Below are 12,818 nucleotides of genomic sequence, written 5' to 3'. Positions count from 1 at the left end.
GCAGCCTTCTTCTTCAGTAGATGGGTGCTGAACATGGCATCACTGAAGCGATCGTGCAGCTGGGGACGACAGTGCCGGGTTCAGCGCCCGTATGCCGACCACTGGTAACTGCTCCAGGGAACCTACGTAAGGGCCTCTCGCCTGATAACGACCAGGCCGATACGTATAACAACGATCGAGACTACCTGCGCTGCCCCGGATGGGTCAAAACGCGGGCATCGGGAGCCCCGGAGGCCGGGGATTCCGCTCTGTCGTGTCCCCTCGACGCTAACGCGCCGGAAGCCCTCACACCTCCACCACGGGACGAGGCCCGTGCCACACCGGGCCGTACCTCTAAGATGCGCCCCATGAGTTTCGGGCAAGGGGGATCCCCGTGGGGGCCCAATGACGGCGGGTCGACCCCGGACTGGGCGTCCCTCGCGGAGGCATCAGAGGCACGCGCACGCAAGAAGCGCTGGATGGTGATCGGCGGTGCGATCGTGGCCACGCTCGCCGTCGGTTCAGCGGTCGCGTGGGGCATCGTCTCGACCAACAAGAGCAACGAGAACGCCAACAAACCGGCCGACCAGCTGCCGAGCACGGCGGACATCCCCAGCGAGGGCAAATCGGGAGGGCCGTCCTTCGACGCGACGACGCCGCCGCCCCCGCTCGACCCGAACGACTTCATCAACAGCGCCGCGAAGGACAGGGCCCCGATCAGCGCGGACACGCTCTTCCCCGGCAAGAAGCTCACCTTCGGTGACCGCGTCTACACGAAGGGCGCCACGGCCCGCACCACCGACTGCTCGTCCGTCGCGCAGAAGGGCCTGTCCGGGGTCCTGAAGAGCAACAACTGCAACCAGCTGATCCGCGCCACGTACTACAAGGGCAACTCCGCGGTCACCATCGGTGTCGCCGTCTTCAAGACGAAGGCGGAGGCGACGAAGGCCAAGGAGCAGTACGACTTCGACGGCGCGGTGACCTCGCTGCCGGGCTCCGGGGTGCCCTCGTTCTGCCGCACCACGGTGTGCCGCCAGACCGCCAACTCGGTGGGCCGCTACACATACTTCACCAACGGCGGCCTCACCAACGGCCAGGACGCCACCAAGAAGGACACCGTGGTGTTCTCCCTCGGCGACGACCTCCAGGAATTCACCTTCCAGCAGATCAAGCGGCGCGGCGAGATCCAGGCCTCCGCGGCGGCGACGGCGGGCTGACCGCCACCACCCCGGGCGCCGCCCTCAGCAACATCCGGCGCCCGGGAGCGTCCGCTTGTTGCGCGCCTCCTTGTTGCGCGCGGCGAGCAACTCGTCGGCGGGGTAACCGACTTCCTCCAGCGTCAGCCCGTGCGGCCGCACCACGTGCACGGCGGAGTCCCGCACGCCCGCGGCGAGCACCTTGCCGGGCCAGTCGGCCGGACGGTGCCCGTCGCCCACGAACAGCAGCGCCCCGATCAGGGACCGCACCATGTTGTGGCAGAAGGCATCGGCCCGCACGGTCGCGGTGACGATCCCGTCGTCCCCGCGCACGAGGCTGAGCCCCTGCAGCGTACGAATGGTGGTCGCGCCCTCACGCCGCTTGCAGTAGGCGGCGAAGTCGTGCTCGCCGAGCAGCCGCTCGGCGGCCTCGTTCATCGCGTCGACGTCCAACGGCCAGTCGTGCCACAGCACATGGCCCCGCAGCAGCGGATCGACGCCGCCCGGATGATCCGTCACCCGGTACGCGTACCGCCGCCAGATCGCCGAGAAACGCGCGTTGAAGCCGCTCGGCGCCTCGGCCACCGACCACACCCGCACATCCTTCGGTAGCCGCCCCGCGAGCCGCTTCAGCAGCTTCTCCCGGTGCTCGGCCCACACCTGCGCCGGCAGGTCCACGTGCGCGACCTGCCCCCGCGCGTGCACCCCCGCGTCGGTCCGCCCAGCGACCGTCAGGTCGTACGACTCCGCGGACCGCGTCACCGTACGGAGCGCGTCCTCGATCTCCCCCTGCACGGTCCGCCGCCCGGAGGCCTGCTTGGCCCACCCGGAGAAGTCCTTGCCGTCGTAGCTCACATCGAGCCGCAGCCGCACGAAGCCGTCGGCCACCTCATCACTCACAACAAACAATCCTTAAGGAGAAACGGAAAGCGGGCCCGCCCCCGGAAGGGCGGACCCGCTCACACACAAGGCGTCAGCCTCAGGCGTCCTTGGACTCCTCGGCGGCGGCCTCGGCCGGAGCCTCGGTCTGCGCCTCGGTGGCCTCGGCGTCCTTCGCGGCACGCTTGGTGGCGGCCTCGGCCTCACCGGTGGCCTGCTGCTGGACCGTCAGGGCCTCGACCAGCTCGATGACAGCCATGGGCGCGTTGTCGCCACGGCGGTTACCGATCTTGGTGATACGGGTGTAACCACCCGGACGGTTCTCGTAGCGCGGGGCGATCTCGGTGAAGAGCGTGTGGACGACGCCCTTGTCCGAGATGACCTGGAGCACCTGACGGCGGTTGTGAAGGTCACCCTTCTTCGCCTTGGTGACCAGACGCTCCGCGTACGGACGCAGACGACGCGCCTTGGCGTCGGTCGTCGTGATCTTGCCGTGCTCGAAGAGGCTCTTCGCGAGGTTCGCGAGGAGCAGCTTCTCGTGCGCGGCGCTGCCGCCCAGACGGGCACCCTTGGCGGGCTTCGGCATGATTTCTCCTAGGTGTCTGCCCCGGCCGTATCAGGTACCGGAGTCAGTGTCCGAGCGGGCGGGGTTGCCCGTCGGAGACCCCGAGCCCCTGTAAAGGGGCGCGGGGAACTGCGCAACCGCAACCACGGCTCCGCAGCGATTGAACCGACCTCCAAGCGGAGCGGCTCAGTACTGCTCGGTCTCCACGAAACCCGCGTCCGCGTCGTCGTCGGCGCCAAAGGCGTCGGCGGCAGCGGTCGGGTCGAATCCGGGCGGGCTGTCCTTGAGGGCCAGGCCCATGCCGGCCAGCTTCGCCTTGACCTCGTCGATCGACTTCGCACCGAAGTTGCGAATGTCGAGCAGGTCGGCCTCGGAGCGGGCGACGAGCTCACCCACGGAGTGGATGCCCTCGCGCTTGAGGCAGTTGTACGACCGAACGGTGAGCTCGAGCTCCTCGATCGGCAGGGCGAGATCAGCGGCAAGAGCGGCGTCCGTGGGGGACGGGCCCATGTCGATGCCCTCGGCGTCGATGTTCAGCTCGCGGGCGAGACCGAACAGCTCGACCAGGGTCTTACCGGCCGACGCCATGGCGTCACGCGGACGCATGGCCTGCTTCGTCTCGACGTCGACGATCAGCTTGTCGAAGTCGGTCCGCTGCTCGACACGCGTGGCCTCGACCTTGTACGTGACCTTGAGAACCGGCGAGTAGATCGAGTCGACCGGGATGCGCCCGATCTCCTGACCGACCTGCTTGTTCTGCACGGCGGAGACGTAGCCGCGACCGCGCTCGACGGTCAGCTCCATCTCCAGCTTGCCCTTGCCGTTGAGCGTGGCGAGGACGAGGTCGGGGTTGTGCACCTCGACACCGGCCGGGGGCGCGATGTCGGCGGCGGTGACCAGACCCGGGCCCTGCTTGCGCAGGTACATCACGACCGGCTCGTCGTGCTCCGAGGAGACGACCAGCTGCTTGATGTTCAGGATGAGGTCGGTGACGTCCTCCTTGACGCCCGGCACGGTGGTGAACTCGTGCAGGACACCGTCGATACGGATGCTGGTGACAGCAGCGCCGGGGATCGACGAGAGGAGCGTGCGGCGGAGAGAGTTGCCGAGGGTGTAGCCGAAGCCCGGCTCCAGCGGCTCGATCACGAACCGGGAGCGGAATTCGTCGACGACCTCTTCGGTCAACGAGGGACGCTGAGCAATCAGCATGAAGTGAATCCTTCAGTCAGGGGCACCCACTATTTGATGCCCTGAGACCACCAGGCGGAGCCTGATGTCGTACCTGTCAAGAGTACGGGCGGTACGGCCCAGTACAAAGGCCGTACCGCCCGAAAAACTCAGACCAAACGGCCTGCGCTACTGACCGGAATCAGACGCGGCGACGCTTGGGGGGACGGCAGCCGTTGTGCGGCGTCGGCGTGACGTCCTGGATCGAGCCGACCTCGAGGCCGGTCGCCTGCAGGGAGCGGATGGCGGTCTCACGACCGGAACCCGGGCCCTTGACGAAGACGTCGACCTTGCGCATGCCGTGCTCCTGCGCGCGGCGGGCAGCCGACTCGGCGGCCATCTGCGCGGCGAACGGCGTGGACTTGCGAGAGCCCTTGAAGCCGACGTGGCCGGCGGAGGCCCACGAGATCACGTTGCCGGTCGGGTCCGTGATGGACACGATCGTGTTGTTGAACGTGCTCTTGATGTGCGCGTGGCCGTGAGCGACGTTCTTCTTTTCCTTGCGGCGCACCTTCTTGGCAGCGCCCTGACGTCCCTTGGGGGGCATGTCGTTCTCCTACGGGAGGTGGTCGGTCCTACAGCGAAGACCGCTGATGAAGCGTTGTCCGCTGAGGACTACTTCTTGCCCGGCTTCTTCTTGCCGGCGATGGCGCGACGCGGGCCCTTGCGGGTACGAGCGTTCGTGCTGGTGCGCTGGCCGTGGACCGGCAGGCCGCGACGGTGGCGCAGACCCTGGTAGCAGCCGATCTCGACCTTGCGGCGGATGTCGGCCTGAATCTCGCGACGGAGGTCACCCTCGGTCTGGAAGTTCTGGTCCACGTACTCGCGGATCTTGACGAGGTCTTCCTCGCTGATGTCGCGAACGCGAACGTTGCGGTCGACACCGATCGCGTCCAGCGTCTGCTGGGCGCGCGTGCGGCCGATGCCGAACACGTAGGTGAGGGCGACCTCAATGCGCTTCTCGCGCGGGAGGTCAACACCTTCAACGCGTGCCATTCATGGCTCCTGTTGATTCTTCGGAGGTCTGCAGCAGAACCACTCCCAGCCGCCGTCCTCTTTGTTCCAAGAGTCGGTACGAACTGGGTCCCCGGCCTCCGACCGAAGGTGTCGCCACGACGGAACCGTCGTCGGCGGGCTCTGCATATGTACTCAATGTGCTGCGTCGCGCGAACTCTGCGAACGAACTGCAGTTGAACGGGTCTGCGTCAGCCCTGGCGCTGCTTGTGGCGCGGGTTGTCGCAGATCACCATGACCCGACCGTGACGGCGGATCACCCTGCACTTGTCGCAGATCTTCTTGACGCTCGGCTTGACCTTCATGGGTGAGGTTCTCCGGGTCAGTTGCCGGCGGCCCGCCGAGGCGGGACTAGGGCAAGATCTACTTGTACCGGTAGACGATCCGGCCACGCGTGAGGTCGTACGGAGACAGCTCCACCACGACCCGGTCGTCAGGGAGGATACGGATGTAGTGCATGCGCATCTTGCCGCTGATGTGTGCCAGGACCTGGTGGCCGTTCTGGAGCTCGACCTTGAACATGGCGTTCGGCAGAGACTCGACGACAGTGCCCTCGATCTCGATGGCACCTTGCTTCTTGGCCACGCTTCGCCCTTCGAATCGACTACCTTGATCGACTTCCGTGTCCGCATGGAGACATGCGCATACACGAGAGCCGACGAGTCAGTCTACGTCAGTACCCCCGGAAAGACGAATCTCGTGATTCTGCCCTACCAAGGAGATCATTAAGCCCCCACCACGCCCACCTTGACCGCCTTGGGCAATCTGCCGCCAGGGGCGGCAGGGTGGGCAAGGCGGCACCCCGGCGCGGGGCGAGCGCACGTCCAGCCCAGCCCCGTCGCCGCCCCGCGGTATCAGCCCAGCGGGTCAGGCGCCGCAGTAACACCCAGCTCGGCGAGCTTCGCCTTGCCACCGTCCGGCGCAGTCAGGACGAGGGGCCCGTCCTCCGTCAGCGCCACCGAGTGCTCCCAGTGCGACGACCACGTGCCGTCCGTCGTAATAACGGTCCAGTCGTCCGACAACGTCTCCGTCTTCGGCGTCCCGAGCGAAACCATCGGCTCAATGGCGAGGCAGAACCCGGGCACCAGCTTCGGCCCCTTCCCCCGCCGCCGCTCGACGTAGTTCAACAGGTGCGGGTCCATGTGCATCTCGGTCCCGATCCCGTGCCCGCCGTAGTCCTCGACGATCCCGTACTTCCCGCCGCCCGGCTTCGGCTGCCGGCGGATGTACGACTCGATGGCACGGGAGATGTCGACCAGCCGGTTACCGGCCTTCATCGCCGCGAGTCCGGCCCACATCGACTCCTCGGTCACCCGGGACAGCTCGATCAGCTCCGGAGCGTGACCGAACCCCACGAAGGCCGTGTACGCCGCGTCGCCGTGCCAGCCGTCCACGATGGCGCCCGCGTCGATCGAGATGATGTCGCCGTCCTCCAGGACGACCTCGTCGCTCGGGATGCCGTGCACCACGACCTCGTTCTTCGAGGTGCAGATGGTCGCGGGGAACCCCCCGTACCCGAGGAAGTTCGGCTTCGCCCCGTGCTCGGCGAGCACCTTGCGGGCGACCTCGTCCAGATCCTTGGTGGTCGCGCCCGGGACGGCCGCCTCCTTGGTCGCCGCGTGGATCGCCGCGACGACAAGCCCCGCCTCCCGCATCTTGCGAATCTGGTCGGGGGTCTTGATCTGCACCATGGGGGCCTGCGCTCTCCGTCATCCGGTACGAGGGTTACGTACGTCCAGTCCCCACCAACACTAAGGCCGCGATCCCCCCGACGGGGAACCGCGGCCTCAGGCACGTTCTACGGAAGCGCTCAGCGCTTCAGGGCCTCCATGGCCCGCGCCGTGACTTCCTCGACCTTGCCCAGAGCGGAGATCGTCACGACGAGCCCCTGCTCCCGGTAGTAGTCGATGATCGGCTCGGTCTGCGTGTGGTAGACCTCGAGCCGCTTGCGCACGGTCTCTTCCTTGTCGTCGTCACGCTGGTACAGCTCACCGCCGCAGGTGTCACAGACACCCTCGGCCTCGGGCTGCTTGTACGTGACGTGGAAGACGTGTGCCGAGTCGTTACGGCAGATGCGGCGGCCGGCGATGCGCTTGACCACCTCGTCCTCGGGGACCTCCAGGTCGAGAACCGCGTCCAGCGTGACGTCGTCGGCCTTGAGGGCGACGTCGAGCGCCTCGGCCTGCGAGACGTTGCGCGGGAAACCATCGAGCAGGAAGCCGTTCACGGCGTCCGCCTGCTCCATGCGGTCCTTCGCCATCCCGATGGTGACCTCGTCCGGGACCAGCTGGCCGGCGTCCATGTAGGACTTGGCCTTCTTGCCCAGCTCCGTGCCCTGGCTGATGTTGGCACGGAAGAGGTCGCCCGTGGAGATGTGCGGAATCGACAGGTTCTTGGCCAGGAACGCGGCCTGCGTTCCCTTGCCAGCACCGGGCGGCCCGACGAGGACGATACGCATCAGCGGAGGAACCCTTCGTAATTGCGCTGCTGGAGCTGGCTCTCGATCTGCTTCACCGTCTCCAGGCCGACACCCACGATGATCAGGATGCTCGTGCCACCGAACGGGAAGTTCTGGTTTGCCCCGAAACCAACCAACGCCATCGTCGGCACGAGAGCGATCAGGCCCAAGTACAGCGAACCCGGCCAGGTGATCCGGTTGAGCACGTACGAAAGGTACTCAGCGGTCGGTCGGCCAGCCCGGATGCCCGGGATGAAGCCACCATACTTCTTCATGTTGTCGGCGACTTCCTCGGGGTTGAACGAGATCGCCACGTAGAAGAACGCGAAGAAAACGATCAGGAGGAAGTACGTGACGATGTAAATCGGGTGATTTCCCTTGGTCAGGTGGTCATCGATCCACACCTTCCACTGCGAATCTCCACCGGCGAACTGGGCGACCAGCGCCGGAATGTAGAGCAGCGATGAGGCGAAGATGACAGGGATCACACCCGCCTGATTCACCTTGAGCGGGATGTACGTGGACGTACCGCCGTAGGAACGGCGGCCGATCATGCGCTTCGCGTACTGCACCGGGATACGTCGCTGAGCCTGCTCGACGAAGACCACCAGGGCGACCATGACCAGGCCGACGAGGATGACCGTGCCGAACTCGATCCAGCCGTCGGCCAGCGAACCCTGCTTCTTGATGGCCCACAGGGCGGACGGGAAGGTGGCGGCGATCGAGATGAACATCAGGATCGACATTCCGTTGCCGATGCCCTTGTCGGTGATCATCTCGCCGAGCCACATCATCACGCAGGTACCGGCGGTCATCGTGATGACCATCGTGATGGTGATGAAGATGGACTGGTCGGGGACGATCTCGCTGGCGACGGGGCAGCCCTGGAAGAGCGCGCCGGTGCGGGCGGTGGCGACGAGACCCGTGCCCTGAAGGATGGCGAGCGCCACGGTCAGGTAGCGCGTGTACTGAGTGATCTTCGCCGTGCCGGCCTGGCCCTCCTTCTTGAGGGCTTCCAGACGCGGGATCACCACGGTGAGCAGCTGCAGAATGATGCTCGCGGTGATGTACGGCATGATGCCGAGCGCGAAGACCGTGATCTGCAACAGCGCGCCACCGCTGAACATGTTGACCAGACCGAACAGGCCGGAGCTGGAGTTGGCGACGTCCATACACGTCTGGACGTTCTGGTAATCCACGCCTGGAATCGGCACGTGTGCGCCGAGCCGGTAGATCACGACGATGCCCAGCGTGAAGAGCAGTTTCTTGCGCAGGTCGGGCGTCTTGAACGCCCGGGCGAACGCGGTGAGCACGGTGCCTCCTGCGACCCCCGCGCGCGTGCGTCAGAGGTGACGGTCTTGAGGATTCGACAAATACGTAAACGGTCTAACGGCCAAGGACCGGGATAGGTGCCGGGGGCACACTAAGCCCGGAACTTAACAACGGACGCCACCTTACCGGCGTAACTGCCCCCCTTGGAACGACCAACCGGGGATGCCCCATATGTGGGGCATCCCCGGTAGGGACGTTCACGTCATCAAGACGCCTGATTTGTTCAGACGAGCTCGGTGACCGTACCGCCGGCGGCGGTGATCTTCTCCTTGGCGGAGCCGGAGACGGAGTCGACCGTCACCTGCAGCGCCACGGTGATCTCGCCCTGGCCAAGGACCTTGACGAGGCTGTTCTTACGGACAGCGCCCTTCTCCACCAGACCCTCGACGGTGACTTCGCCACCCTCGGGGTACAGCGAGGCGAGCTTGTCCAGGTTCACGACCTGGAACTCGACCTTGAAGGGGTTCTTGAAGCCCTTGAGCTTCGGGAGACGCATGTGGAGGGGCATCTGGCCACCCTCGAAGCGCTCCGGAACCTGGTAACGGGCCTTGGTTCCCTTGGTACCACGACCGGCCGTCTTACCCTTCGACGCCTCACCACGACCGACACGGGTCTTGGCGGTCTTGGCGCCGGGGGCCGGACGGAGGTTGTGGATCTTGAGCGGGTTCTGCTCACCCATGATCAGTCGACCTCCTCGACCGTCACGAGGTGGCGGACGGTCTGCACCATGCCGCGGAACTCGGGACGATCCTCCTTGACGACCTGCGTGTTGATCCCCTTGAGACCAAGGGAACGCAGGGTGTCACGGTGGTTCTGCTTGCTGCCGATGTACGACTTCGTCTGCGTGATCTTGAGCTGTGCCATTACGCAGCACCGGCCCCGGCACGCGCACGCAGCAGGGCCGCGGGAGCGACGTCCTCGAGGGGCAGACCACGGCGGGCCGCGATCTCCTCGGGACGCTGCAGACCACGCAGGGCCTCCACCGTGGCGTGCACGATGTTGATCGCGTTCGACGAACCGAGCGACTTCGACAGGATGTCGTGCACGCCCGCGCACTCGAGCACGGCACGCACCGGGCCACCGGCGATAACACCGGTACCGGGGGAAGCCGGCTTGAGCAGGACGACGCCCGCAGCCTTCTCGCCCGTGATCGGGTGCGGGATGGTGCCCTGGATACGGGGGACCTTGAAGAAGTGCTTCTTGGCCTCCTCAACACCCTTGGCGATGGCGGCCGGCACCTCCTTGGCCTTGCCGTAACCGACACCCACGGTGCCGTCACCGTCGCCCACTACGACGAGCGCAGTGAAGCTGAAGCGACGACCACCCTTCACAACCTTGGCGACGCGGTTGATCGCGACAACGCGCTCAACGTACGCGGTCTTCTCGGCGGCGTTGCCACCGTCGCGACCCTTCCGGTCCCGCCGCTCGCCGCCACCGGCACCGCCACCGCGGCGCTGGGGTCCAGCCATTGGAATTACCTCTCTCTGTTTCCGCTAGCTACGCAGCATCAAAAGGCGCTGCGCGAACGGGCAAGACTCAGAACTTGAGTCCGGCTTCGCGGGCGGCGTCCGCCAGGGCAGCGATGCGCCCGGCGTACTGGTTACCACCACGGTCGAACACGACAGCCTCGACACCGGCAGCCTTGGCGCGCTCGGCGACCAGGGCGCCGACCGACTTGGCCTGCGTGGACTTGTCGCCCTCGCCGCCGCGGATCGACGTGTCAAGGGTCGACGCCGACGCGAGGGTGTGACCCTTAACGTCGTCGATGACCTGCGCCACGATGTTCCGGTTCGAGCGCGTCACGACCAGGCGCGGACGCTCGGCCGTACCCGACATGTTCTTACGGATACGAATGTGGCGGCGCTTGATGGCCGCACGCTTGTAAGCGTCGCCCTTAGCGATCTTCTGACCGTATGCCATGGCTTACTTACCCGCCTTTCCGACCTTGCGGCGGATGACTTCGCCTTCGTACTTGACGCCCTTGGCCTTGTACGGGTCGGGCTTGCGCAGCTTGCGGATGTTGGCCGCAACCTCGCCGACCTTCTGCTTGTCGATGCCCTCGACCGAGAACTTGGTCGCCGATTCGACCTTGAAGGAGATGCCCTCGGGCGCCTCGATCAGGATCGGGTGGCTGTAGCCGAGCGAGAACTCCAGGTTGGAGCCCTTCGCCAGGACGCGGTAACCGACACCGCTGATTTCGAGCTTCTTCACGTAACCCGTGGTCACGCCGGTGATCATGTTCGCCACCAGCGTGCGGGACAGGCCGTGCAGGGCCTTGTTCTGACGCTCGTCGTTCGGGCGGGTGACGGCCAGAACGCCGTCCTCACCCTTGGCGATCTCGATCGGCGCAGCAACGGTGTGGCTCAGGGAACCCTTGGGGCCCTTGACCGCAACCGTCTGGCCGTCGATGGTGACGTCCACGCCGGCGGGAACCGTGATGGGGAGCTTGCCAATACGCGACATAGCTGTTTCCTCCGATTCCTTCCGCTACCAGACGTAGGCGAGGACTTCCCCACCCACGCCCTTCTTGCCTGCCTGCTGGCCGGTCAGGAGACCGTGGGACGTGGAGATGATCGCCACGCCCAGGCCACCGAGAACCTTCGGCAGGTTGGTGGACTTCGCGTAAACACGCAGACCCGGCTTGGAGATGCGCTTGATGCCGGCGATCGAACGCTCACGGTTCGGGCCGAACTTCAGCTCCAGGACGAGGGACTTGCCGACCTCGGCGTCCTCGACCTTCCAGCCGGTGATGAAACCCTCCTGCTGGAGAATCTCCGCGATGTGCGACTTGATCTTGCTGTGCGGCATGGCCACGGAGTCGTGGTATGCCGAGTTCGCGTTCCGCAGACGCGTAAGCATGTCTGCGATCGGATCAGTCATGGTCATGAATTGGCCTTCGGCCTCTCTCGCCGGGGTTTCCTGTATGCGCCATCCCTCTCCCCACACAGGGGCGGGACGGGTGCGGCGCGGGGACCTACGGCGTAGTAAGTCGGTCAGGGCGGCAGACGCCCAACTCTCCTAGCCTAAGCCATGAGAGCTGGGGCCTCTGCCGACCCTCTACTTACCGAGAGATCCGGGCAGTCCCAACTAGGGGACTACCAGGAGCTCTTGGTCACGCCCGGCAGCTCGCCACGGTGAGCCATCTCACGAAGGCACACGCGGCAGAGGCCGAACTTGCGGTACACGGAGTGCGGGCGGCCGCAGCGCTGGCAGCGGGTGTAGCCACGAACACCGAACTTCGGCTTACGAGCAGCCTTGGCAATAAGAGCCTTCTTCGCCATCTCGCTTACGCCTCCTTGAACGGGAAGCCGAGGTGACGCAGAAGGGCACGGCCCTCGTCGTCGTTGGTCGCCGTGGTGACCACGGTGATGTCCATACCCCGGACGCGGTCGATCTTGTCCTGGTCGATCTCGTGGAACATGACCTGCTCCGTGAGACCGAAGGTGTAGTTGCCACGGCCGTCGAACTGCTTGGGGGACAGACCACGGAAGTCGCGGATGCGCGGCAGCGCGAGCGACAGGGTGCGGTCCAGGAACTCCCACATGCGGTCGCCACGGAGCGTGACGTGGGCACCGATCGGCTGACCCTCGCGCAGCTTGAACTGCGCGATGGACTTGCGAGCCTTGGTGATGGCCGGCTTCTGGCCGGTGATCGTCGTCAGGTCACGGACGGCACCGTCCATGAGCTTCGAGTCACGGGCGGCGTCGCCGACACCCATGTTCACGACGACCTTCACGAGACCGGGAATCTGCATGACGTTCTCGTACGAGAACTCCTCCTGCAGCTTCGCCGTGATCTCCTCGCGGTACTTCGTCTTCAGACGCGGGCTGGTGGTGGTCGTCATCAGATGTCCTCACCCGTCCGCTTGGCAACGCGGATCTTGTTGCCGTCTTCGTCGAAGCGGAAACCGACACGCGTGACAACCTTGTTGCCGTCCTTCTCAACGACCAGCTGGACGTTGGAGACGTGGACGGGCGCCTCGGTCGTGACGATGCCGCCGGCCTGCGAACCGCTGGCGGTCGGGCCGGCCTTCGTGTGCTTCTTGACCCGGTTGACACCCTCGACCAGGACACGGTCCTCGCGGGGGAAGGCCGCAATGACCTTGCCCTGCTTGCCGCGGTCCTTACCGGTGATGACCTGGACCAGGTCGCCCTTCTTGATCTTCATG

The 12,818-nt window shown here is 65.7% G+C and carries 20 protein-coding genes; 1 reads left to right on the top strand and 19 read right to left on the bottom strand.

Translation table 11 applies throughout. The features are described 5' to 3' along the window. Positions 1-347: 347 nt before the first annotated feature. Positions 348-1,196 (top strand): hypothetical protein, encoded by an 849-nt coding sequence (locus tag OG746_RS08725; RefSeq protein ID WP_266713115.1) that lies wholly within the window; start codon positions 348-350, stop codon positions 1,194-1,196. A 24-nt stretch (positions 1,197-1,220) separates the two neighbouring features. Here the strand turns inward: OG746_RS08725 and truA are convergent, their stop codons facing one another. The 19 genes from truA to rplX all read right to left on the bottom strand — a co-directional run bounded on the left by truA (position 1,221) and on the right by rplX (position 12,817). Beyond that, the gene (truA, locus tag OG746_RS08720) at positions 1,221-2,075 is read right to left on the bottom strand and encodes a tRNA pseudouridine(38-40) synthase TruA (protein ID WP_266713113.1); all 855 of its coding nucleotides are present in this window, start codon (positions 2,073-2,075) and stop codon (positions 1,221-1,223) included. Between the two features lie 79 nt (positions 2,076-2,154). Next, on the bottom strand, positions 2,155-2,640 hold the full coding sequence (gene rplQ, locus OG746_RS08715) for a 50S ribosomal protein L17 (RefSeq protein ID WP_266713111.1): 486 nt from the start codon (positions 2,638-2,640) through the stop codon (positions 2,155-2,157). Positions 2,641-2,805: 165 nt separating this feature from the next. Continuing rightward, entirely contained in the window at positions 2,806-3,828 is a 1,023-nt protein-coding gene (locus OG746_RS08710; RefSeq protein ID WP_003966937.1) for a DNA-directed RNA polymerase subunit alpha, read from the bottom strand. A gap of 160 nt (positions 3,829-3,988) precedes the next feature. After that, a complete protein-coding gene (rpsK, locus tag OG746_RS08705) occupies positions 3,989-4,393 on the bottom strand; it encodes a 30S ribosomal protein S11 (protein WP_003948617.1) in 405 nt (134 codons plus the stop codon). A 68-nt stretch (positions 4,394-4,461) separates the two neighbouring features. Then, positions 4,462-4,842, bottom strand: coding sequence for a 30S ribosomal protein S13 (rpsM, locus tag OG746_RS08700; protein ID WP_266713109.1), 381 nt, complete (start codon positions 4,840-4,842; stop codon positions 4,462-4,464). Between the two features lie 209 nt (positions 4,843-5,051). Continuing rightward, positions 5,052-5,165, bottom strand: coding sequence for a 50S ribosomal protein L36 (rpmJ, locus tag OG746_RS08695; RefSeq protein WP_003974245.1), 114 nt, complete (start codon positions 5,163-5,165; stop codon positions 5,052-5,054). Between the two features lie 58 nt (positions 5,166-5,223). Next, on the bottom strand, positions 5,224-5,445 hold the full coding sequence (infA, locus tag OG746_RS08690; RefSeq protein WP_003948620.1) for a translation initiation factor IF-1: 222 nt from the start codon (positions 5,443-5,445) through the stop codon (positions 5,224-5,226). Between the two features lie 269 nt (positions 5,446-5,714). After that, positions 5,715-6,551 (bottom strand): type I methionyl aminopeptidase, encoded by an 837-nt coding sequence (gene map / locus OG746_RS08685; protein ID WP_266713107.1) that lies wholly within the window; start codon positions 6,549-6,551, stop codon positions 5,715-5,717. A 119-nt stretch (positions 6,552-6,670) separates the two neighbouring features. Beyond that, positions 6,671-7,318 (bottom strand): adenylate kinase, encoded by a 648-nt coding sequence (locus tag OG746_RS08680; protein WP_266713105.1) that lies wholly within the window; start codon positions 7,316-7,318, stop codon positions 6,671-6,673. Then, positions 7,318-8,631, bottom strand: coding sequence for a preprotein translocase subunit SecY (gene secY / locus OG746_RS08675; RefSeq protein WP_266713103.1), 1,314 nt, complete (start codon positions 8,629-8,631; stop codon positions 7,318-7,320). Before secY ends, OG746_RS08680 begins: the two co-directional genes overlap by 1 nt. A 242-nt stretch (positions 8,632-8,873) precedes the next feature. Next, positions 8,874-9,329: a 50S ribosomal protein L15 gene (gene rplO, locus OG746_RS08670; RefSeq protein ID WP_266713101.1), complete on the bottom strand. Its 456-nt coding sequence runs from the start codon at positions 9,327-9,329 to the stop codon at positions 8,874-8,876. A gap of 2 nt (positions 9,330-9,331) precedes the next feature. Next, complete coding sequence (gene rpmD, locus OG746_RS08665; RefSeq protein WP_030567278.1) at positions 9,332-9,514, bottom strand: 50S ribosomal protein L30; 183 nt, start codon at positions 9,512-9,514, stop codon at positions 9,332-9,334. After that, entirely contained in the window at positions 9,514-10,119 is a 606-nt protein-coding gene (rpsE, locus tag OG746_RS08660) for a 30S ribosomal protein S5 (RefSeq protein WP_266713097.1), read from the bottom strand. Before rpsE ends, rpmD begins: the two co-directional genes overlap by 1 nt. A 67-nt stretch (positions 10,120-10,186) precedes the next feature. Continuing rightward, positions 10,187-10,570, bottom strand: coding sequence for a 50S ribosomal protein L18 (gene rplR, locus OG746_RS08655; RefSeq protein WP_266713095.1), 384 nt, complete (start codon positions 10,568-10,570; stop codon positions 10,187-10,189). Between the two features lie 3 nt (positions 10,571-10,573). Then, a complete protein-coding gene (gene rplF / locus OG746_RS08650; RefSeq protein ID WP_266713093.1) occupies positions 10,574-11,113 on the bottom strand; it encodes a 50S ribosomal protein L6 in 540 nt (179 codons plus the stop codon). A 24-nt stretch (positions 11,114-11,137) separates the two neighbouring features. Continuing rightward, complete coding sequence (rpsH, locus tag OG746_RS08645; RefSeq protein WP_266713091.1) at positions 11,138-11,536, bottom strand: 30S ribosomal protein S8; 399 nt, start codon at positions 11,534-11,536, stop codon at positions 11,138-11,140. A gap of 209 nt (positions 11,537-11,745) precedes the next feature. Then, entirely contained in the window at positions 11,746-11,931 is a 186-nt protein-coding gene (locus OG746_RS08640; RefSeq protein ID WP_003948630.1) for a type Z 30S ribosomal protein S14, read from the bottom strand. Between the two features lie 5 nt (positions 11,932-11,936). Continuing rightward, the gene (gene rplE / locus OG746_RS08635; protein WP_266713089.1) at positions 11,937-12,494 is read right to left on the bottom strand and encodes a 50S ribosomal protein L5; all 558 of its coding nucleotides are present in this window, start codon (positions 12,492-12,494) and stop codon (positions 11,937-11,939) included. After that, a complete protein-coding gene (gene rplX / locus OG746_RS08630; RefSeq protein ID WP_266713087.1) occupies positions 12,494-12,817 on the bottom strand; it encodes a 50S ribosomal protein L24 in 324 nt (107 codons plus the stop codon). The genes rplE and rplX overlap by 1 nt, the downstream gene beginning before the upstream one ends. Position 12,818 lies beyond the last annotated feature (1 nt).

The organism is Streptomyces sp. NBC_01016 (assembly GCF_026341035.1).
Classification (GTDB): Bacteria; Actinomycetota; Actinomycetes; order Streptomycetales; family Streptomycetaceae; genus Streptomyces.
The sequence above is the reverse complement of the archived record's forward strand: the minus strand, read 5'-3'. Positions and strand labels throughout refer to the sequence as shown.